The sequence below is a fragment of the Brachyspira murdochii DSM 12563 genome, assembly GCF_000092845.1.
Lineage (GTDB): Bacteria > Spirochaetota > Brachyspiria > Brachyspirales > Brachyspiraceae > Brachyspira > Brachyspira murdochii.
The window spans coordinates 453075-473480 of record NC_014150.1 but is presented as its reverse complement, the minus strand read 5'-3'; the positions used below and the strand labels follow the sequence as shown (position 1 = coordinate 473480).

Genomic DNA, 20406 nt, shown 5'->3' with positions numbered 1-20406 from the left:
GGGGGTATGATGATTAATTATAATAATATTGTATCATTTAAAAAATCTTCTATCATTTTTATAGAGGATAATTATCCTAAAAAATCTTTTTATGTAATTAGAAGCGGCAAAGCTGTCTCATACGGAAAATATTTTGACAGCAATATGGAATATACAAACGGCGATATATTAGGACTTGTAAATTCGGTATTAAATGAACCATACTTTTTTAATGTTAAAGCGGATACTGATATTGAGGCACTTGAAATAAATGTAGATGATATTATTAATATATATAATAAAGATTTAATAAAAAAAATGCATAATTATTTAGAAAATTCTCTAGAGATATGGCTAAGCAAATATTATATTAATCTTTCGCATAATCATTCTATGACTAAATATGATATCAATGAGGGATATGTTTTAAACTTGGCTCAAGTATATAATGATAATAACTTTCCGACAGCTGCTTATGAAATATATAATCAATATCTAAAATTTTTTCCAAACAGCAGCAGTATTAAAGATATTAAAGATATGATAGCTTCTATGAAAGAGTATAATTTGCCGGAACCAGAAGCAATTGAAGATAATATATTTTATTATAAGAAAGGATATTGTTTATATACGGAATTTATGGCTAGTAATTATCTTTATCTCATCAATTCTGGTAAAGTAGGCGTGTATAATGTTATAAATTCAAAATTGGTTACAAGAGCTATTTATTCCAGCAATAATCTTATAGACGGATATATACCGGATATTACCTATCAGCCTCTTTCAACTACAACAATAGTACTTGAAGATTCTAAAATTAAATTATTAAAAAAAGAAGAGTTCATATCAATAGTTGCTAATGTAAACTCTTTAAGACCATATTATCTTCAAATAATTTGTACAAAAATAAGAAATAGTGTACTTAAAGTTATGGCACTTAGCAGTAAAGATATATTTATGAAACTTCTCATTACTATATATTATATAGTTAGAACTGAGAGTTTATTCCTTAATAAAGATGTAAATACAGCAAAGCTTTTATATAAATTGCAGGATATTGCAGCTGTAATAGGCTATAATAATGACATTAATATGATAAAAAATGAATTGAAAAAAATACGCTTTATCAGTATAGATGATGAGAATTATATACATATACTTGATATAAATAACTTTATAAAAGAATATGAGATATACAAAAAAAGACTTTCTCTAAAAAAATCATAATAAATAATTTCAGTTATTTTTAGATTTTTATTTATTAGTATCATTAGAGACTGGCAATTTTTTAAAAGGGCTGAATCTTAAACCAATTTGAAGTCCTGCACCGAAGCTGTCTACAGAAGTATATGTTTTTTCATCTATTTTTTTTCTGGTGCCAAACTCATAATCAAAATATAATCCGAAGTTTGCTGCTACATTATAGTCATTGAATACAGAATAATCAAATGTTAATTTAACATAAGGTATTACATTCATTTTGTCGTATTCGTTAACTATATCAAGTATATTTACATTGTATCCTTCTGCTGTATAATTAGTTCCATATGTTGTAGTTTTATTATCAATAGTTCCTGCTATAGGTATTTTTAATCCTCCGCCTATACCTATAGAAAAATCTTTTATATTGATTTTGGGAAGAAGTCCTACCTGAAGACTGTGAAAAGAGATAGAACTTAAATTTTTTATGCTTTTGTCTGATGAAGGTATAGTATATGCATAAGTATCATAACTGTATCCTGCTTCTCCCAATATGCTTAACCCCACACCATTTTTAAAATCTACTATATATCCGAATTGAGCAGTAATTCCTATATCAAAACCAAGTCCTATTTTTTTTACAGTATTATCTTTAGTACCCATAGGTATTCCTGCAGAAAGTCCTAATGGTATATTGAATATTCCTTCAAATCCGCTTTCAGCAAAAAGAGATAAATTTATTAATATAAAAATAGCAGCCGTTGAAAATAACTTTCTCATAAATATATATTAAACTTCCTTTCTCATTTTTATATAATAATATTATATATCCTAATATTTATCGTCTTTTTTAATTCAGTAATATAATAAATATACTATTTTTTTATGGTTTATCAAGTGAAATTTTATAATTATTTTCCTATACAGAAGTTGGCAAATATCTCATTAATTACTTCTTCAGCATCTATTTTTCCGCTTACATTTCCTAGTATATTGTTTAATATGTTCATCTCTTCTGCTACTTCATCTAATGAAAACGACATTTTAGATTTTTCTATGCATATATCGAGCTGTTTAAGCCCTTTTTCTAAATATCCTCTTTCTCTGTTATTGACATAGCTTTCTTTATTAAATATATCAATGTCTGAATCATTTACATAATTTTTTAATTCTTTTATTAATTTATCTTTACCTTCTTTTGTTTTTGTACTTATAGTTATAATATTATTTGAGTCAATATTATAATCAAATTTTTTCTCTTCATCACTTTTATTTAGAATGTATATTATATTTTTATCTTTTAAAGTTGTTAAAAACTCTATTAAATTGATATCATTTTCATCAGCATTTCTTGATGAATCAAACACAGCAAGTATAATATTCGCTTCATAAGCACATTTTTTTGCCCTTTCTATACCTTCAAGCTCTATATCATTGTCAGCCTCTTTATGGAACCCCGCCGTATCCATCAAATAAAATGGTATATTATCAATATATATATTCTCGCTTAAAAAATCTCTAGTAGTTCCAGCTATATTAGAAACTATTGCTCTGTTTTTATCGAGTATCATATTAAATATACTGCTTTTTCCAGCATTAACTCTTCCAAGTATAGCTATCTTTATACCGTTAATAAGATTTTCTACTCTGTTTGAATTGTATAAAATGTTTTCTATATCCTTTTTTATATTTATAAAATTTTCTATTAATTTATCATAAGAAAATGTTTCTGTATCATCTTCCGGAAAATCTAATTCTCCGTAAACAAGAATTAGAGAGTTTTTAATATTATCCCTGAGTTTATCAATTTCTCTTGTAAGTCTTCCGCGCATTTTATATATGCTTGCCTCTGCCATAAGTCTGTTGTTGGAATCTATTAAATCATGTATAGCTTCAGCCTCGCTTATACCAATACGTCCGTTAATATATGCTCTGTATGTAAACTCACCTCTATTTGCAGCTCTTGCTCCGTTTCTTATTAATAAATTTAAAAGTGAGTCTATTACAACTATACTTCCATGTGAAATAAACTCTATAGTGTCTTCTGAAGTAAATGTATTTGGAGCAAGTGTTGAAAGCACTATAAGCTCATCTATGGGAGTATTATTTTCATCTTTTACTAATGCATAATAGCTTTTTCTATGTTCAAATTTTGTTATATTTTTATTTTCATCTCCTGCATAAAAACATATTTTTGATGCTATTTCCAATGCTTTGCTTCCAGACATTCTTATTAAAGCTAATGCACTTTTTGAATAGGGGGTTGATAATGCTGCTATTGTGTCTTTTATATCGTATTCACTCATAATTTTTATAAACTCTTAACTATTGTTTTCTTCAAGCTTATGTATTTTTTTATTCATCTTTTTCTCTTGTTTTAATTTTTTTCTTTCTTCTTTTGCTATTCTTTTATTTTCTTTTTCCTGAAGTTTTAAAGCAGTTTGTAAGTTTCCGTTATTTATTATGTAATTCACACAAAAATCATAATCTTTCTGCATTATATTAAGTTCTGGAATCTGTTTGGCAAACTTTATATAGTCTGACTCTTCAAGCATATTCATTATATATTCGCTCTCATTAAAGTGATGATTTTGAAAAAGCTCATTAATCTCGCTTGTTGTCATATCTTCTATATTAAACATAAATCTCTTTGTAAGATATCTTTTGAATATAAATGTTAATTCAAAATAGTATTCAGCATATTTATTTTCATTGTAGTATGTAGTGCAGTCTAATGTTTTTAATGCATTTAATGCTTCTGTATCTTCTTTTATGTTAATTTTCTCATTAAATTTCTTTTCTATATATTTTATAATAGAGAATATTAATATTATTATAGCCATAACAGCAATAACAATTAATACAGCAAATATCCATACATATTTAGGCATAGGTATGCTCATAGTTCTTTTCATAGGAGGAAGGGTTTCTCCGTCAGAAAAAGAGTTCACTAATATATTAACATCTTCGCCTAAAAGCTCTCTATATTCATTATTATAATTATAAGAAATCTTAAAAGGATATATTACAAACTGACCTATATCATAAAAACCTATTTGGTATTTGATAATTCTTTCTTTATATTTTCCTCTGTCTTTAGTTTTATTTTCTACTGATATTATTCTTGTTTTATTGTTTCTATCATCAAAGGAAACATCTTCATAATTATAATCTATACCATTTTTTGATATTATATGCACTTCATATTCTATTGCATTTCCTATAATAATATTTACTGAAGAGACAGTTGTTTTTGAATATATTACAGTATTATTATCTATTACTCTGTTACTGCATGATAAAATAAATAGTGTTAAAAATAATATAATAAATAATAAAAAAATTTTTTTCATGAAATCAAACTTATCCTATATAATCTGCTGTTTTCTTCTTTCATTTCTATTTCAAACAAATAGTATGGAGATTCAAAATAGTCTATAAAATTATTTCCCCATTCTATAATAGTAATTCCGTTTTCTCTAATTTTATCTTTAAATCCTATATCGTCAAGCTCTTCTCTGCTGTCAAGACGATATAAATCAACATGCCTTAATGTACTTTCTTTGCCTTTAAGTATTATGTCATATTCATTTATTAATGTGAAAGACGGACTGCTTACTATATTATCGCTTTCAAGAAGTCTTGATAATATACGTACAAATGTAGTTTTTCCAAATCCTAAATTGCCTTCCATTATCACAATATCACCATCTTTTAATATGCTTTTTAAATATTCAGCAATATTTTCTATACTATTAATATCAATATTTTCTTCTTCTTTTAAAATTTCTTTTTTCATATTTAATAATTTTTATTTATTTTTAATTGTTATTTAATAATGAAAAATAATATATCATAGGTCATTATTTGTCAAATATGAAGCAGCATCTTTTTGATTATTTTGAATGCCAGACATTTCCATAATTGCAAATACTGCTATCAATCTTAAAGAAAAATTACTCATATCAAGTCCTGCAAGTATAAAAAGTGTAAATATTATAAGTTTAGGATAATATTCTTTTGATACTATTGAAGTCATAAATGATGTGAATAAAGTTATGAAAAACATAATCATAATCACCATATAAACAACAAAATGAAGATACATTACAATTCCTAAAGCACTGAAAAATGATATTATGATTAAGAAAAAACTGTTTCCAAAATAAAATATAGCTGCTATTGAGAGTATAATAGCAATTACTGCAAACATAAATGATATATTTATATTTTTCATAATGACTTCTTTTATAAATATTAATATATAATATATCATTAATACCAAAAAAGAAAATGATGATAATTTTGACATATAATTAGAAATATAAGTTGAAATATAATGAAAGCTGTCAGTATCTATAATTTTATTTGCTGATATTATAAGATAGTTTATGTTAGACGACAATAAAGAAAGTAAAATAAATATATAAATACCTCTTTCTGCTTCTGTTATAGTTTTTGATAATATCATTGGAATTAATATCATCAAAGTGAGAACTAATAGTGATATAAAAAATAAAAGTTCTATTATATTATATACGCTTATATCAATAGCATATAACTTTAGAGTTCCGAATATTAAAAATAGTATTCCAATAATAGAAAGCAGTAATTGAGATGTGAATATAAAATTATAGAATTTGTAGAATACTAATAAAAAAAATGATATTAATACTATATAATCCAAGATAAATGTAATTAGGTATATAGAAGAATTACTGTCAATTACAATAGCTCTGAATAATAAATAATTAAAAAATACAATTGCAATAAGGATATAAGACCAAAAATTGTATTTACTAATAAAAGAGTTATTTTTATTTTCTTGAATCATTAAAGTAATATCCGATTATTATGTACATATATATAATAATACCATTATAAAAAAATTGCAAGGACATTAAAATATATAGTTTCCGTTATTATCTATTTTTATGTTTATTTCTTTTTTAGTATTTTGGAATATATCATATCCTTCTTTTATATTTTTCCAAAAATCTATTAATGAGCTTTCATATATTTCTTTATAATAGTTAAAATTATCATCTGTCATTTTAAAAGGAAATATGTATACAGGTATTTTATTCTGTCCATTATCTTTTGCATATATAGCATATAAATATATTTCTTTAATTTTATCATCGGTCATAGGCATGCATCCTATAGTAACATTTGCCCCATGAATAAATATATCACCGCCTAATCTTTTGGCATTGCTTTTTTTTCTGTCTGCTTCATTAGGATAATTAATGCCCAAAGAAAGATAATAGCTGCTTGCCGGATTAAATCTGTCTATATAATAAAAACCTTCAGGCACCTGCAAATCTCCTTCCATTCTTTTAGGACCTAGTATTCCAGATTTTGCTGCTATTTTATATTCTGCTATTTTTTTGTATGTTTTATCATTTTTGTTTTTTGCATATATTTCTAGTATGTCTTCCTGTTTGTATGCAGTTATTAGAATGCTCATTTCATTTAATTTGATATTATTATTTATTATATTTTGTTTTATTAATGCATCTTTTTCTTTTATTGCTGTTCTTACTCTAGCATATCTTTTTTGTTCATCAAGAAAACTATCTGCAAATGATACTGAACTTATGATGTTAAATATAGCTATAGTGCAGATAATAATTTTTTTCATTTAACCTCCATATAAATACGAATTATTTAATTGCTTTATTATCGTCATTAACTGCCTTGATTAAAACTATTTTTTATTGTATTATCTATCTAACTAAGTTATAACATTATAATAATTATATATATTTTACGGAGGAGCTAATGCTAACTTTCAAAACTATTGATGAAAAAGAGATGCAGAATATAATTGATACCAAAGAAGTGAGTGATGATATAAAAAAATCTTCAGAAAATGTAATAGCTATATTTACACAGGATTGGTGCGGAGATTGGAAAGGATTAGAAAGAGAATTAAAAGTTAATGAAGAAAAATCACCTATAGATATTACAGTTTATATTTGTATGTATAATCAAAGTCCTTTATATGAGCCATTTATGAATTTTAAAGAAACAGTATGGAATAATGGTTTAATACCATATTTAAGATATTATAAAAATGGTTCTTTTGTTAAAGACACTAATCATTTGCCTTTTCAGAGACTTATAAAAGTTTTTGAATAATATACAATTTATATAAGTGATAAAAATAGAAAAAGCAAGTGTAGATGATATTGAAGAAATTTCTATGCTTGTCAAAAATATGTATTTAAAATACAATTCACATATTGACACAGAAGAGGGTATAAATAATGTATTATTATTTATATCTTCTGACAATATGAGATTAAGATTTTTTATGGAAGGCTCTCTCATACTTATAGCAAGAAATGAAAATAATTCTATTTTGGGTATGATAGAAATAATTAATTATGATCATATTTCTCTTTTTTTCGTAGATGATAAATATTTCAAATCAAAAATAGGTACAAGATTATTTGAAGAAGCAAAAAACATTTTAAAGTCTGATAAATATACTGTGAAAGCAAGTGATTATGCTTTGGAGTTTTATAAAAAACTTGGATTTATGAAGCTTTATAATGATATTCAGGAAGAAAACGGCGTTCATTTCCATTATATGATTTACTGAATTATTATTTTTAAAAGTTAATTGTAAAAATATTAATATTATATTATAATTAACATAATATATTTATTTTTTGATTAGAAATATAACAGGAATATAAATGGAAAATATACTTCAAGTAGAAAATTTAAAAATGTATTATCATACTTCTAAAGGTTTGATAAAAGCGATTAATGATATTAGTTTTAATATAAAAAAGGGCGAGACCCTAGGTATAGTAGGAGAGTCTGGATGCGGTAAAACAAGTTTGGGAACATCTCTTTTAAGAATGCCGTCTATACCCGGTAAGTATGAAAGCGGAAAGATAATACTTGATAATGAAGATATTATTCCTCTTAAAGAAGAATATATTAGAAAAAATATAAGATGGTCGAAAATATCTATGGTTTTTCAGGGGGCCATGAACTCTCTAACACCAGTTTATACTATAGGAAGTCAAATGCTTGAAACACTTAAAAGACATGTTGATATGGATAAAACAGAGGCAAATAAACTTATAGAAGAGTATTTGGAATATGTGGGACTTCATTCAAGTATATATAAAAGATATCCCCATGAGCTTTCAGGCGGTATGAAGCAGAGGGTGGTAATAGCTGCAGCTTTATTTTTGAAGCCTAAACTTATTATACTTGATGAGCCTACTACGGCATTGGATGTTATAGTTCAGGCACAGATAATTAATTTATTAAAAAAACTTAAAAAAGATTTTGATTTGTCATTTATATTTATAACCCATGATTTGGCTTTAGAAGCAGAGATTTCTGACAGGGTATGCGTAATGTATGGAGGAAAGATTGCCGAGCTTGCTAGTAATGAGGATATATATACAAAAGCTAAACACCCATATACAAGAAGACTTTTAGCTGCCACTCCTAGATTAAATAAGGCGGTAAGTAAATTGGAGTTTATAGAAGGTACTCCTCCGGATTTATTAAATCCGCCTAAAGGCTGCATGTTTTATGACAGATGCAAAAAAAGAATTGATAAATGCAAAGATGAAGAGCCTATATTAAAAGATACTGGTAATGGTCATTTATGTGCTTGTCATTTAGTTAATTAATATTTGTCTTAAATTCTTTGTATGTAATATATTGTTTATTACTATAAATCATCTCCATATTTGAGTGATTAAAATTTTTATCAAAGCTTGGTATAATATTGTATTTTATTTTGGCATTTGTATCTATATAAAAATTTTTATTTTCTATTTTAAATAGAATATATGGATAATCGTTATTAGCTGATAAATCAAATGTATAAAATTGAGAATTTGAAATATCTTCATTTATTGCCTCTATATGATTTACCATAAAATTCCAGCCTTCATTATCCGATGTTTTATATATTATATATTTTGTTTCTATATATACAGCTAAAGGATTTAATAATATGAATATTAAAAATACATTAAATATTTTTTTATTCTCTATTTTTTTTATTAGATATATTATAGGAATAAAAGTCAATGGATATATGTTAAAAAAATATCTAGCTCTTGCAGCACCTAAATTAAAAATCATAAATACTGCAACGGTTACTATTATATACAGAAAATATATTAATGCAGTTTCTTTAAAAATTAAATTATTATCACCTTCAAGTTTATGCTGAAAAAAATCTTTTAATAGAATAATAAAAGATGATATTCCTATTAAGACAGATGCAATATAAAAAATAAAACTAAATATTAATTTTATATCACCGTTAAACCAAGGTGAAAATATTGCAGATATTGTATTGCCATAATTAGCATTAGATTCGTTAGTTGGAAAGAAAAGTATAGACCAAATTTGAGGCGGCTGTAATATATGTTTGGCTTGATTTTTTAATTCAATAACATTATTAAAATTTTGAAATCCATTATTAATCTCAGATATCAAATAAGGAACATATAATAGAAACGATATAAATATACCTATTGATATAGGAATTATATATTTTTTTGTTATTTTCCATCTTATTATAAAATAAACTATAAGTGTAGGAACTATGCTAAAAAATGCAGCTATATGTCCCATTGCTTCTAATGCTATTATTGGAAATATTAATATAGCATATATGAAATTTAGTTTTTTACTCGTTATATATTCTAATATAATTGGGATTGAAATATATGATAATATAAATACAGTATGAGGATTATAGAATCTATTTGTTACTGTAAAAAATGTTATATTAACAAAAATTAATGATGTCATAATAGCAAATATTTTCACTTCAAATTTTTTATATATCCATAATAAAAATATACATGAAAATAATGACATTGCTACTCCATATAATATTCTTGCAATATATAAGTTTTCTCCGGACAAAAAATAATAAACAATATATTCTATATAGAAGAATCCTCCGGGTATTTTTGGTATTTTATCACTGAATAGTGTAGAATTGCTATCATATTCATTGGCTGTATATTCTGCACCAACTAAAAATGCACCAGTGACTGGGAGTTTTTTATTATCATAATACTGCCTCATATGATAATAATGTTCTATCATATCAGAATTAAGGGAATATGAATTAGTTAGCTCTATTCTGGTTGTTATTCCTATAAATATTGAAAAAATAAAGATAATTATGTATATTATTTTGTTTGTTTGTTTGTTTGTTTGTTTGTTTGTTTGTTTGTTTGTTTGTTTGTTTGTTTGTTTGTTTGTTTGTTTGTTTGTTTGTTTGTTTGTTTGTTTGTTTGTTTGTTTGTTTGTTTGTTTGTTTGTTTGTTTGTTTCATAGAAAATCCTATTTTACAGATTATACTATATATAAATCAATAGTCAATTAATATTATTAAATTTAAATACTTGATTTATGAATTATAATATATTACTATTATAAAAAAATAAAATTATTAAGAGTTATAAATGGACAAAGATATAATATTAAAACTTGAAAATGTCAAAAAATACTTTAATCCGCATGCCAATATTATAGAAAGTTTAATGAAAAAATCTAAAGAGATTAAAGCTGTTGATGATATTAGCTTTGAGCTTAAAAGAGGAGAGATATTAGCAGTAATAGGAGAATCTGGAAGCGGGAAAACTACTATAGGTAAACTTATAATGAAATTAATTAATCCTACTTCTGGAAATATTATATTTGAGAATGAAAACATTAATAACTTTAACAAAGAAGAAGCTCATAGATATAGAAGAAATGTTCAGATGATATTTCAAGATCCTTATGCTTCTATGAATCCTAGATTTAAAATAAAAGATGTATTAAAAGAGCCTTTATATATTCATAATATTGATGGAGATGAAAAAGTTTATGATGAGATTGTTATTAAGGCTTTAAGAGATGTTAAGATTAATCCTCCAGAGGAGTTTATGGAAAGATATCCGCATATGCTTTCAGGAGGTCAGCGTCAGAGAATAGCTACTGCAAGAGCTTTAATACTTAATCCAAAATTGGTTGTTGCTGATGAACCTGTATCTATGATAGATTTGTCAACAAGGGCTGAGATTCTTTATATGATGAAGGAGCTTCAGATAGAAAAGAATTTAAGCTACATATATATTACACATGACCTCTCAACAGCTAGATATTTTGCAGATGTTATAGCTGTAATGTATTTGGGAACTATTGTAGAAATTGGAGATGCTGATGAAATAATAGATAATCCTAAACACCCTTATACTAAGGCTTTGATAGCTGCTGTTCCAGACGCTTCTTCAGGCAGAGTTAACATAATAAAAGAGCTTCCTATTAAAGGTGAGATACCTAATGCTTCTGATATACCTTCAGGATGCAGATTTCACACAAGATGCATATATGCAAAAGATGAATGCAAAAATAATATCCCTGCATTAAAAAATATTTCAGAAAATCATAGTGCTGCATGTATATTTGCTGAGTGATTTTATATTAAATGAGAGTTTTTTATGAAGAATATAATGCCTCCTGTTTGGTTTGTAAATAATAGTTCTTATAATAGAGTATTTCATAATTATTTTAATAAACTTTCAAATGATGATAAAGAAGAATATAAAAAACTTTTTGAAGAGCCTATAATATTTAAAGGTTTTTATGACAGCTATCTAATTAATGATTATAGAACAGTATATTGTAATGTAAAACTAAATCAAAAATATTCTTTGTTAAAACTTCAAAAAGATTTTAATGCTGGTAATAAGATTGACTTTTTATTCTTTTACGGACATTCTAATGATAAAAAAGAAATTAATAAATCATCATTAAGTCAGTGGTATATTAAAGATTTTAGAGAGAATGATTTGACATTTAACTGTATGGAAAAATATATGATGTATAATAAGGCATTATTATTTGATGATAAAAATATAGCTGATGAAATTTTGAATACTAATCAGCCTAAAGCTATAAAAGAACTTGGAAGAAAAGTAAAAAATTTTAATGATAATATATGGAATAATATGAAATACAAAATAGTATTTATAGGTAATTATTATAAATTCTCACAAAATACTGATTTAAGAAATTTTTTATTAAGCACAAAAAACAAAGTATTAGCTGAGGCAAGCCCTTATGACAAAGTATGGGGAATAAAGATGAAGTATGATGATGAGAATATAGAAAATCCTTTTTGTTGGAAAGGCGAAAATTTATTGGGCTTCGCTCTAATGCAAGTAAGAGATGAAATAAAAAGAGTATATAAAAATTATGATTTGATAGATTGTAGAAAATTCTTTATATAAAGATTAAAATAATACTATATACGTTACTAATATGCTTACTTCAAAATTAACTGTAAAAATTATTTAATATTTAATTATAAATATAATATTTTATAATTTATTATTTAAGTATGTAAATATGTGTTAATTAGACTTCTTATACCAAAGGGTACTTCGTCAGCAGCAGTGTGCCGCATGACAATGGAGAGTAGTTGTATATAATGATAAAAATATAAAAAATAATTTTTTACAAACTTAAAAATTTTTAGTATATACTTAAATAACTATAATTTGTCAAAAATGAGTTTTTTTAGATTTACATATTCACACGTGCATGAAAAATTCTTTTAAAAACTGGCTGTTTTTTCAGTGAAAGAACCGTATTTTTACATATTAAATATGGTAGGTATACAACTTATAAAATATTTTATATTAATTAATGGTTAACTAAAACATAGTCTTTAAATGACTAAAAGCTGAAAAATTATAATTGTTTATGTATATACCGAATTTAGCAGTTTTAATAATTTATATTAATAACAAATAAAAAATATTTAATATTTTATTTTTTTATGATTATTGTGTTTTTATATATTATAAATTGCGGAGTATTTATATGAATTATGAAAAATCTAAAGAAGTAGTTGCACTTCTTATAAAAAGAGGCTTAAAAATAACATCAGCAGAATCATGCACAGGCGGATTATTTGCTGCTAATATAACTTCAGTATCAGGTTCATCAGAATGTTTTGAAGGCTCTTTTGTAACTTATTCTAATGAAATAAAGCATAAAATTATAAATGTAAAAGAGGAAACATTGGAGAAATACGGGGCTGTAAGCGAGGAATGCGTACTTGAAATGGCAGAAAATAGCCGTAAGATAATGGAAAGCGATATATCAATAGCAATAAGCGGTATAGCAGGACCTTCTGGAGGAAGTGAAGATAAGCCTGTTGGTTTGGTATGGATATGTTTGTCAGCTGAAGGTTATATTAAGGCTTATAAAAATATATTTTCTGGAAATAGGGACGAAGTAAGGGAGCAGAGCGTATTATTTTCTTTGAATTTGGTTGAGAGTTTTGTAAAAAAATGTTAGTATGCATAAACTTTTTTATACGCCTAGTAAATTTATCAAAAAAATCTAAAAAGTCCAGCATAAATTTAAAAAATATTATGTTTACTTGTTGACAAAAATAATTATGTAAACTAATATTCATAAAACGATAAAATAATTATGTAAACTAATAAATAAACATAATTTTTTTATAAAGTAAACATAACTATAACCGATAATTTCTAAAGATAACTTTTATTAGGTGGTTTCTAATGCAGGACTTTATAAATAAATTGACAAGTCAAATAAGAAATATTTTTTCTAAAACAACAACACTTCAAAAAGCGGTGTTAATAGGCGTTTTAGTAGTAGGTCTTGGAGCAATAATTGCAACAATAATGCTTACATCAAGAAAAACAGGAACATTATTGTTTCAGCAGGCATTAACTCAGGAAGACGCTAGAAATGTTATAGCAGTTTTAGATGCTAATAACATAAGATACCAATACAGAAACGGCTTTATCACACTTAATAATCAGAATGATAAAGCAAGAGCGGAATTAGAATTGGTAAAAGAGGGAAGAATGCCTACAGGAGTAGACGGCTGGGAATTATTTGACGCCCCTCGTATTGGTATAACAGATGTTGAGCTTGATATAAACAAAAGAAGATCTTTAACTAAAGCTATTACTCAGCTTTTAACAAAATTAGATTTTGTACAGGAAGCTACAGTTGATTTGGCATTTCCTAAGAAAGAATATTTGACTGACATAGATTCTCCAGTTACAGCTTCAGTTGTTATTAAAGCACAGCCTTTTAAAGAGGACGTTTTAAGAGATCCTAAAACAGTAAGAGGCTTGCAGCAGTTAATAGCAATGGGTGTTGATAAATTAAAACCAGAGTTTGTAACAATTACAGATAGTACAGGTTATGTATTAACAGATTTTACAGATGAAGCTGCAAACTTAAAATTAAAAGTAGCTCAGGAAGAGTTAAAAATAGTTGATAGAGAAAGAAAAAATATAGAAAATAAAATAAGACAAACATTGGGAAGAATATACACTAACAGAGTAGAAACAACAATCGCATTAGAACTTATATGGGACGATGTTAGTATAACAAACAATTTAGTTCTTCCAATAATCTTAAAAGAAGATGATCCTACAACACCTTATGATGACAGTCAGTTTACTAATAAGGTTCAGGTTTCAAGCCGTACAGTAACAGAAGACTGGAAAGGTCAGCAGTTTATACCTCAGGGTGCTGCAGGTGCTGAAGAAAATGTACCTCCGGGATATAAAGATAAAAGCGACAGATGGCAGACATACACAAAAACAGATTCGCAGGACAATTATGAATTAAGTAAAAGATATGAAGCTATTAAAAAAGGAAGTTATCAAATAGGTAAAATATCTGCTGCAGTTGCTTTGGACGGAAGATGGACAAAAGTATATGATGTTAATGGGGATCCTGTAATTACTAACGGCAACAGTTATGTAAGAGAATATCACCCAGTAACAACAGAAGAGATAAGAAATGTTACATCATTGGTACAGGCGGCTATTGGTTATGATTTAAAAAGAGGAGACCAAGTAAGTGTAACACATATTCAGTTTGACCATTGGGACAGATTTAATGCTGAAGATGCTAAACTTATGCGTGACAGATTTATAAAGAAAACATTAATCATAACAATGATTTCTTTACTAATATTGTTTGTATTAGCATTAGTAATAAGAGCTATACAGAAAGAACTTGCTAGAAGACGCAGACTTAGAGAAGAAGAGCTTGAACGCAAACAAATGGAAATGCGCAGACAGGCTATGATGAATGCTAATGAAGAGCCTATAAGCGAAATGAGTTTAGAAGATGCTGCACGTAAAAAACTTATGGACGAAGTTATACGTGTAAGCCATGAAAGACCAGATGACGTTGCTCAGCTGCTTCGTACTTGGATGGCAGATGATAAGAGTTAATTGTTAAAAGTGTAAATAAAAAATTGAGTTATAAATATAAAAATTAGGAGAAAAAATTATGGCTGCAGATAAAGAAAAAGATAAAAAACAACGTGTTTTGAGCGGTCGTCAAAAGGTTGCTATATTCTTAGTATCCCTAGGAATGGAGACTTCAAGCGAAATATTCAAACATTTAAGAGAAGAAGAAATAGAACAAATAACATTTGATATTGCTAGACTTGAAAATATAGAAGCTGCTGATAAGGATGCAGTATTTAGAGAATTCCAAGAGATGATGATAGCTCAGGACTTTATAACTCAAGGCGGTATAGATTATGCAAGAGACTTGCTTGAAAGATCTGTAGGAAGTCAGAAGGCAAGCGATATCATAAACAGACTTACTTCTTCATTACAGGTAAGACCTTTTGATTTTATACGCCGTACAGACCCAGCTCACTTGCTTAACTTTATACAAGGTGAGCACCCTCAAACTATAGCACTTATTTTGGCATATTTGGAAGCCCAAAAAGCTGCTAGTATATTGGGAGCTTTGCCTACAGAGATACAGCCTGATGTAGCTAAGCGTATTGCCATAATGGACAGAACTTCTCCTGAGGTTTTAAGAGAGGTTGAAAGGGTACTTGAAAGAAAACTTTCTACTCTTGCAAGCGAAGACTTTACTTCTGCCGGCGGTATAGACTCTATAGTAGAAATTATTAACAGCGTTGATAGATCTACTGAGAAAAGTATTATTGAGAGCTTGGAAGAAGATGATCCGGAACTTGCAGAAGAGATCAAGAAACGTATGTTTGTATTTGAAGATATCGTTTTACTTGATGACAGAGCTATACAGAAAGTACTTCGTGAAGTTGATTCAAGCGATTTGGCTAAAGCACTTAAAAGTGTTGATACAGATGCTCAGGATAAAGTTTACAGAAACATGTCCAAACGTGCTGCTGCATTGCTTAAAGAGGATATGGACTTTATGGGACCTGTTCGTCTTAAAGATGTTGAAGAAGCACAGCAGAAAATCGTTAATATCATACGTAAACTTGAAGAACAAGGTGATATTGTTGTTGCCCGTGCTGGTGAAGATGAAATGGTTGTATGATGTAAAAATATATGCTTGATTATTAATATTATGGAGTTTAAATTATGCCAGAAAAGGTTTTTAAATCTAAAAGTATTGTAGAGCTTACTCAAAAAGTTAATATTGCTGTACCTCATCATAAATCACAAGAAGAACTCGATTATGAAGAGTCTCAGGAGGAATATAAAGGTCCTTCTATTGAAGAGATTGAAGCTGAGATTGCAGGACTTAGAGCTCAGTGGGAAGAAGATTTGAGAGATATGAGAAGAAAGGCTGTTGATGAGGCAGACAGAATTATTGAAGATGCTAAAACTCAGGCCTTTGAAATATTTAAATCAAAACAAAATGAGGCACATGTTATTTCCGAACAGGCTAAAGTTGATGCTTCAAGGATAATACAAGATGCTAATGCTGAAAAAGAAAAAATACAAAGCGAATCTGAATCTATTAAAGATGCAGCATACAAAGAAGGTTATGCTAAAGGATATGATGAAGGCTTTGAAAAGTCTTTTTCTGACAGCAATAATGATTTGATTAAATTAACAGAAAAAATGAAAAAAATATTAGCTGAAACTATTAATAAAAGAAATGAAATAATAGATGCAGCAGAAGCTCAGGTTATTGAAGTAGCTGTACTTATAGCTAAGCGTGTAGTAAAAATGCTTACAGAAAGAGATAAAGGTATAGTTATTAGAAATATTCAGGAAGCTTTAAGAAGAATTAAAGGAAGAACAAAAATCACTATTAGAGTTAATATTGATGATTTGGAAGTTTCCGCTAGACATAAAGATGAGTTTTATCAAATGCTTGATAAGATAGAAGGTGTAACTGTTCTTGAAGACCCTAATGTTGATGTGGGCGGATGTATGATAGAAACTGACTTCGGCGATATTGATGCTAGAATAAATACTCAGCTTAATGAAATAGAAACTGCTATTAAAGAAGTTGAACCTATAAAAGGTTTTTAATTAAAATTTTGATATTAATTTGTAATAGGGCTTGCTGATGATAAAAGATGAAAATGTAGATTTTATTAAAGAGGTAAGAAAAACATTTGACAAGTACAGAAAAGTAGTTGATGATGTAGCTTTATTAAAATCTTACGGAAAGGTTAAAGAAGTTATAGGTTCTTTAGTAATAAGCGAGGGACCATTTTGCAAACTTGGAGATATGTGCCGTATATATATGAATGATGACACCTATCTTGATGCGGAAGCTATAGGTTTTAGAAATCAAGATGTTCTTTTAGCTACTTACGGACCTGTTAATGGAATAACTTTCGGTAATATGGTTTATTCTTTTGAAAGACCTTTATCAGTTATGTGCTGCGATGAGATATTAGGTACAGTGCTTGATGCCAGAGGAAAACCTCTTGCAGGAGGCGGACATAATTTTTATGAAACTCCAGTTGCAGTATCTCATAATGCTGTAAACCCTATGAACAGACCTAGAATAAAAAAGCATATACAAACTGGTGTTAGAGCTATAGACGGACTTCTTACAGTAGGGCAAGGGCAGCGTATGGCTATAATGAGCGGTACTGGTGTTGGTAAATCTACACTTTTGTCAATGATAGCTAGAAATACCAATGCTGATGTTAATGTTATAGCTTTAATTGGTGAAAGAAGAAGAGAGGTAAGAGATTTTATAGAAAGAGACCTAGGAGAAGAGGGATTAAAAAGAAGTGTATTAGTAGTTGCTACAAGTGATGACGCCCCGCTTTTGAGAGTACGTGCTGCTTATACTGCTACTACTATAGCAGAATATTTTAGAGATAAAGGCAAAAATGTTATGTTTATGGTTGATTCTGTAACACGTTTTGCTTTAGCTCAAAGAGAGATTGGACTTTCAAGAGGTGAGCCTCCTACAACAAGAGGTTATACTCCAAGTGTATTTTCAGAACTTGCCAAACTTTTGGAGCGTACAGGTACTTCTAATAAAGGGACTATTACTGCTTTTTATAATGTATTAGTTGAAGGTGATGATTTGGACGAACCTATTACTGATACGGTTAGAGGTATATTAGACGGGCATATAGTTTTATCAAGAGATTTAGCCAATAGAGGGCATTTCCCTGCTATTGATGTTAATAAAAGCATATCAAGGATTATGAATGAAGTAGTTTCCAATATGCATAAAAAGGCAGCAAGAGAATTTTTAAAGATGAGTGCTGATTATAATGAGGCTAAAGAGCTTATAATGATTGGAGGCTATGCTAAGGGCAGTATGCCAGAAGTTGACAGAGCTATTGATTATAAGCCTATGATGGATAGATATTTGCAGCAAGATGTATATGAGGTTTCAAGTTTTGCTGACAGTAAAGAGGCTCTTTTATCTATGTTCTATTCGCAGGAAGAGATAGAAGAAGATTTAGTAAACAGCGGAGATGTAAAAAGAGCAGAAGACAGAACAAATATTTCCGACAATGTAGAATATGCTAATAATGATGTTGTTATACTTTAGGTAAATTAAGAATTGTTGGATTTATTGCAGTATGAAGAGATTTAATTTTAAACTTGAGCCTTTATATAAACTTAGAAAAAATATAGAAAAACAAAGACAGGCTGAAGTAGCTGAAGTTTCTGCTGAATATAATAAGGAGCGTGACGGAAAAGATAGCTGCCTGCTTAAAATAGATGACGGGATAAGATATGTTGACAGCATAGAAGATGATAATGAAATGCTTTCTATGAGTATTTATTTGGGAGAGTATATAACTGCTTTGAACTCTCAGATATCTATCCATGAAGATAATATGGCTGAAATTAGTGTGGAGCTTAGAAGAAGGCAGGAAATTTTGCAGGAGGCTTCAAGACAGAGAAGGGCTGTTGAATTATTAAAAGAAAAGAAATTATTAGAATATAAAAAGTTAATGAATAAAGAAGAACAGGCTAAGCTGGACGAATGGAAGAAAGAGTATGTTGCCGGCGATGCTTATGAATATTAAGAGGTATTATTATGATAGAATCTGTACAAAGAATACAATCAAGAATAGGGGAGATTCAGGAAACTTTTAATAAACTTGGATTTGCTCCTATTAATACTACTCTTCCTTCAAAACCATTTGCTGAACATTTAAATGAAGCTATGGCTGGAAATAATACAGAAAGTAAAGTTAATAGTGTAGAAGTTAATAATAATTTGGACGGTTCTGTTATTAATGATACTAATAAAAAATTAGATAATGGTAAAGTTATTAATGGAGATACTTCTTCAGATGCTTTTAAAGGAAAAATATCTTTTGGAGTTTATGAAGAAAATACAAATAATTTTGCTAGGGCTATTAATGCATATAAAAAGGCTTCAGTAGAAAGTTTCCCTACTAAGTATGATGATATAATTAAAGAAGCAGCTGAAAAATATTCTTTGCCGGAGAATCTGATTAAAGCTGTAATAAAACAGGAATCAAACTATGTATCAAATGCTGTTAGTCATAAGGGTGCTGTAGGTTTGATGCAGATAATGCCGCAAACTGGTGTTGGTCTAGGTGTTACAGATAAAGAAATGCTTAAAGACCCATATACTAATATTATGGCTGGAAGCAAGTATTTATCTCAAATGTTAAACAGATATGACGGAAGACTTGATTTGTCTCTGTCTGCTTATAATGCAGGACCTAATTTGGTTGACAGGCTTAAAAGGATTCCCAACATTGAGGAAACACAAAACTATGTTAAAAATATTATAGGATATATAAAGTAAAGTTAACATAACTAAAAAATAATTAGTTTGCTTGACTTTTTTATTCTGTAATTTTATAATATTTTACAAAGCTGCCCGCTTAGCTCAGCAGGTAGAGCATCACCATGGTAAGGTGAGGGTCATCGGTTCAATCCCGATAGCGGGCTTTTGTTCACAAAAAATCAC

General features: G+C 28.0%; 21 protein-coding genes and 1 tRNA gene. 14 read left to right on the top strand and 8 right to left on the bottom strand.

Annotated features, from left to right (window positions below; translation table 11 throughout):
• The first annotated feature begins 9 nt into the window (after positions 1-9).
• Positions 10-1206, top strand: coding sequence for a cyclic nucleotide-binding domain-containing protein (locus BMUR_RS01925; protein WP_013112909.1), 1197 nt, complete (start codon positions 10-12; stop codon positions 1204-1206).
• A gap of 27 nt (positions 1207-1233) precedes the next feature.
• On the opposite strand, the gene BMUR_RS01920 is transcribed toward BMUR_RS01925, so the two are convergent.
• From BMUR_RS01920 to BMUR_RS01895, 6 genes are all read right to left on the bottom strand, one after another.
• Positions 1234-1959, bottom strand: coding sequence for an outer membrane beta-barrel protein (locus BMUR_RS01920; protein ID WP_013112908.1), 726 nt, complete (start codon positions 1957-1959; stop codon positions 1234-1236).
• A gap of 131 nt (positions 1960-2090) precedes the next feature.
• The gene (gene mnmE, locus BMUR_RS01915) at positions 2091-3485 is read right to left on the bottom strand and encodes a tRNA uridine-5-carboxymethylaminomethyl(34) synthesis GTPase MnmE (protein WP_013112907.1); all 1395 of its coding nucleotides are present in this window, start codon (positions 3483-3485) and stop codon (positions 2091-2093) included.
• A gap of 15 nt (positions 3486-3500) precedes the next feature.
• A complete protein-coding gene (locus BMUR_RS01910) occupies positions 3501-4532 on the bottom strand; it encodes a hypothetical protein (RefSeq protein WP_013112906.1) in 1032 nt (343 codons plus the stop codon).
• Positions 4529-4978, bottom strand: coding sequence for a tRNA (adenosine(37)-N6)-threonylcarbamoyltransferase complex ATPase subunit type 1 TsaE (tsaE, locus tag BMUR_RS01905; RefSeq protein WP_013112905.1), 450 nt, complete (start codon positions 4976-4978; stop codon positions 4529-4531). Before tsaE ends, BMUR_RS01910 begins: the two co-directional genes overlap by 4 nt.
• Before the next feature lie 54 nt (positions 4979-5032).
• Positions 5033-6013, bottom strand: coding sequence for a WESB_1763 family membrane protein (locus tag BMUR_RS01900; protein WP_013112904.1), 981 nt, complete (start codon positions 6011-6013; stop codon positions 5033-5035).
• Between the two features lie 66 nt (positions 6014-6079).
• Complete coding sequence (locus BMUR_RS01895; protein ID WP_013112903.1) at positions 6080-6823, bottom strand: L,D-transpeptidase family protein; 744 nt, start codon at positions 6821-6823, stop codon at positions 6080-6082.
• A 140-nt stretch (positions 6824-6963) separates the two neighbouring features.
• Here BMUR_RS01895 and BMUR_RS01890 point away from each other — a divergent pair, with 140 nt between their 5' ends.
• The 3 genes from BMUR_RS01890 to BMUR_RS01880 all read left to right on the top strand — a co-directional run bounded on the left by BMUR_RS01890 (position 6964) and on the right by BMUR_RS01880 (position 8846).
• Complete coding sequence (locus BMUR_RS01890; protein ID WP_013112902.1) at positions 6964-7323, top strand: hypothetical protein; 360 nt, start codon at positions 6964-6966, stop codon at positions 7321-7323.
• 16 nt (positions 7324-7339) lie between these two features.
• Positions 7340-7789: a GNAT family N-acetyltransferase gene (locus BMUR_RS01885; RefSeq protein ID WP_013112901.1), complete on the top strand. Its 450-nt coding sequence runs from the start codon at positions 7340-7342 to the stop codon at positions 7787-7789.
• A gap of 97 nt (positions 7790-7886) precedes the next feature.
• Positions 7887-8846 (top strand): ABC transporter ATP-binding protein, encoded by a 960-nt coding sequence (locus tag BMUR_RS01880; protein ID WP_013112900.1) that lies wholly within the window; start codon positions 7887-7889, stop codon positions 8844-8846.
• On the opposite strand, the gene BMUR_RS01875 is transcribed toward BMUR_RS01880, so the two are convergent.
• Positions 8839-10287, bottom strand: coding sequence for a hypothetical protein (locus tag BMUR_RS01875; RefSeq protein WP_013112899.1), 1449 nt, complete (start codon positions 10285-10287; stop codon positions 8839-8841). The two genes, BMUR_RS01880 and BMUR_RS01875, sit on opposite strands and share 8 nt — an antisense overlap.
• A gap of 22 nt (positions 10288-10309) precedes the next feature.
• The gene (locus tag BMUR_RS01870; RefSeq protein WP_013112898.1) at positions 10310-10519 is read right to left on the bottom strand and encodes a hypothetical protein; all 210 of its coding nucleotides are present in this window, start codon (positions 10517-10519) and stop codon (positions 10310-10312) included.
• A 130-nt stretch (positions 10520-10649) separates the two neighbouring features.
• On the opposite strand from BMUR_RS01870, the gene BMUR_RS01865 reads away from it, so the two are divergent.
• The 10 genes from BMUR_RS01865 to BMUR_RS01820 all read left to right on the top strand — a co-directional run bounded on the left by BMUR_RS01865 (position 10650) and on the right by BMUR_RS01820 (position 20387).
• The gene (locus tag BMUR_RS01865) at positions 10650-11645 is read left to right on the top strand and encodes an ABC transporter ATP-binding protein (RefSeq protein WP_013112897.1); all 996 of its coding nucleotides are present in this window, start codon (positions 10650-10652) and stop codon (positions 11643-11645) included.
• A gap of 24 nt (positions 11646-11669) precedes the next feature.
• Positions 11670-12461 (top strand): NADAR family protein, encoded by a 792-nt coding sequence (locus BMUR_RS01860; RefSeq protein WP_013112896.1) that lies wholly within the window; start codon positions 11670-11672, stop codon positions 12459-12461.
• Positions 12462-13056: 595 nt separating this feature from the next.
• Positions 13057-13536, top strand: a complete 480-nt coding sequence (locus tag BMUR_RS01855) for a CinA family protein (protein WP_013112895.1) — start codon at positions 13057-13059, stop codon at positions 13534-13536.
• Between the two features lie 230 nt (positions 13537-13766).
• Positions 13767-15470: a flagellar basal-body MS-ring/collar protein FliF gene (gene fliF, locus BMUR_RS01850; RefSeq protein WP_013112894.1), complete on the top strand. Its 1704-nt coding sequence runs from the start codon at positions 13767-13769 to the stop codon at positions 15468-15470.
• A 58-nt stretch (positions 15471-15528) separates the two neighbouring features.
• On the top strand, positions 15529-16560 hold the full coding sequence (fliG, locus tag BMUR_RS01845) for a flagellar motor switch protein FliG (RefSeq protein ID WP_013112893.1): 1032 nt from the start codon (positions 15529-15531) through the stop codon (positions 16558-16560).
• A gap of 44 nt (positions 16561-16604) precedes the next feature.
• Positions 16605-17507 (top strand): flagellar assembly protein FliH, encoded by a 903-nt coding sequence (fliH, locus tag BMUR_RS01840; protein ID WP_008731029.1) that lies wholly within the window; start codon positions 16605-16607, stop codon positions 17505-17507.
• A 37-nt stretch (positions 17508-17544) separates the two neighbouring features.
• The gene (locus BMUR_RS01835; RefSeq protein WP_013112892.1) at positions 17545-19002 is read left to right on the top strand and encodes a FliI/YscN family ATPase; all 1458 of its coding nucleotides are present in this window, start codon (positions 17545-17547) and stop codon (positions 19000-19002) included.
• 31 nt (positions 19003-19033) lie between these two features.
• Positions 19034-19486, top strand: coding sequence for a flagellar FliJ family protein (locus tag BMUR_RS01830; protein ID WP_013112891.1), 453 nt, complete (start codon positions 19034-19036; stop codon positions 19484-19486).
• Between the two features lie 11 nt (positions 19487-19497).
• Positions 19498-20241 (top strand): lytic transglycosylase domain-containing protein, encoded by a 744-nt coding sequence (locus tag BMUR_RS01825; RefSeq protein WP_013112890.1) that lies wholly within the window; start codon positions 19498-19500, stop codon positions 20239-20241.
• Between the two features lie 73 nt (positions 20242-20314).
• Positions 20315-20387: transfer RNA gene (locus BMUR_RS01820), tRNA-Thr, on the top strand.
• The last annotated feature ends 19 nt before the right edge of the window (positions 20388-20406 follow it).

Excerpts from the sequence above, each read along its gene's own strand:
- BMUR_RS01865 (WP_013112897.1), top strand. The coding sequence starts at position 10,650 with ATGGACAAAGATATAATATTAAAACTTGAAAATGTCAAAAAATACTTT.
- BMUR_RS01855 (WP_013112895.1), top strand. The coding sequence starts at position 13,057 with ATGAATTATGAAAAATCTAAAGAAGTAGTTGCACTTCTTATAAAAAGA.
- BMUR_RS01900 (WP_013112904.1), bottom strand. The coding sequence starts at position 6,013 with ATGATTCAAGAAAATAAAAATAACTCTTTTATTAGTAAATACAATTTT.
- BMUR_RS01880 (WP_013112900.1), top strand. The coding sequence starts at position 7,887 with ATGGAAAATATACTTCAAGTAGAAAATTTAAAAATGTATTATCATACT.
- mnmE (WP_013112907.1), bottom strand. The coding sequence starts at position 3,485 with ATGAGTGAATACGATATAAAAGACACAATAGCAGCATTATCAACCCCC.
- BMUR_RS01895 (WP_013112903.1), bottom strand. The coding sequence starts at position 6,823 with ATGAAAAAAATTATTATCTGCACTATAGCTATATTTAACATCATAAGT.
- BMUR_RS01870 (WP_013112898.1), bottom strand. The coding sequence starts at position 10,519 with ATGAAACAAACAAACAAACAAACAAACAAACAAACAAACAAACAAACA.
- BMUR_RS01830 (WP_013112891.1), top strand. The coding sequence starts at position 19,034 with ATGAAGAGATTTAATTTTAAACTTGAGCCTTTATATAAACTTAGAAAA.
- fliH (WP_008731029.1), top strand. The coding sequence starts at position 16,605 with ATGCCAGAAAAGGTTTTTAAATCTAAAAGTATTGTAGAGCTTACTCAA.
- tsaE (WP_013112905.1), bottom strand. The coding sequence starts at position 4,978 with ATGAAAAAAGAAATTTTAAAAGAAGAAGAAAATATTGATATTAATAGT.
- fliF (WP_013112894.1), top strand. The coding sequence starts at position 13,767 with ATGCAGGACTTTATAAATAAATTGACAAGTCAAATAAGAAATATTTTT.
- BMUR_RS01890 (WP_013112902.1), top strand. The coding sequence starts at position 6,964 with ATGCTAACTTTCAAAACTATTGATGAAAAAGAGATGCAGAATATAATT.
- BMUR_RS01920 (WP_013112908.1), bottom strand. The coding sequence starts at position 1,959 with ATGAGAAAGTTATTTTCAACGGCTGCTATTTTTATATTAATAAATTTA.
- BMUR_RS01875 (WP_013112899.1), bottom strand. The coding sequence starts at position 10,287 with ATGATAGAACATTATTATCATATGAGGCAGTATTATGATAATAAAAAA.
- BMUR_RS01910 (WP_013112906.1), bottom strand. The coding sequence starts at position 4,532 with ATGAAAAAAATTTTTTTATTATTTATTATATTATTTTTAACACTATTT.
- BMUR_RS01825 (WP_013112890.1), top strand. The coding sequence starts at position 19,498 with ATGATAGAATCTGTACAAAGAATACAATCAAGAATAGGGGAGATTCAG.
- BMUR_RS01835 (WP_013112892.1), top strand. The coding sequence starts at position 17,545 with ATGATAAAAGATGAAAATGTAGATTTTATTAAAGAGGTAAGAAAAACA.
- BMUR_RS01860 (WP_013112896.1), top strand. The coding sequence starts at position 11,670 with ATGAAGAATATAATGCCTCCTGTTTGGTTTGTAAATAATAGTTCTTAT.
- fliG (WP_013112893.1), top strand. The coding sequence starts at position 15,529 with ATGGCTGCAGATAAAGAAAAAGATAAAAAACAACGTGTTTTGAGCGGT.
- BMUR_RS01925 (WP_013112909.1), top strand. The coding sequence starts at position 10 with ATGATTAATTATAATAATATTGTATCATTTAAAAAATCTTCTATCATT.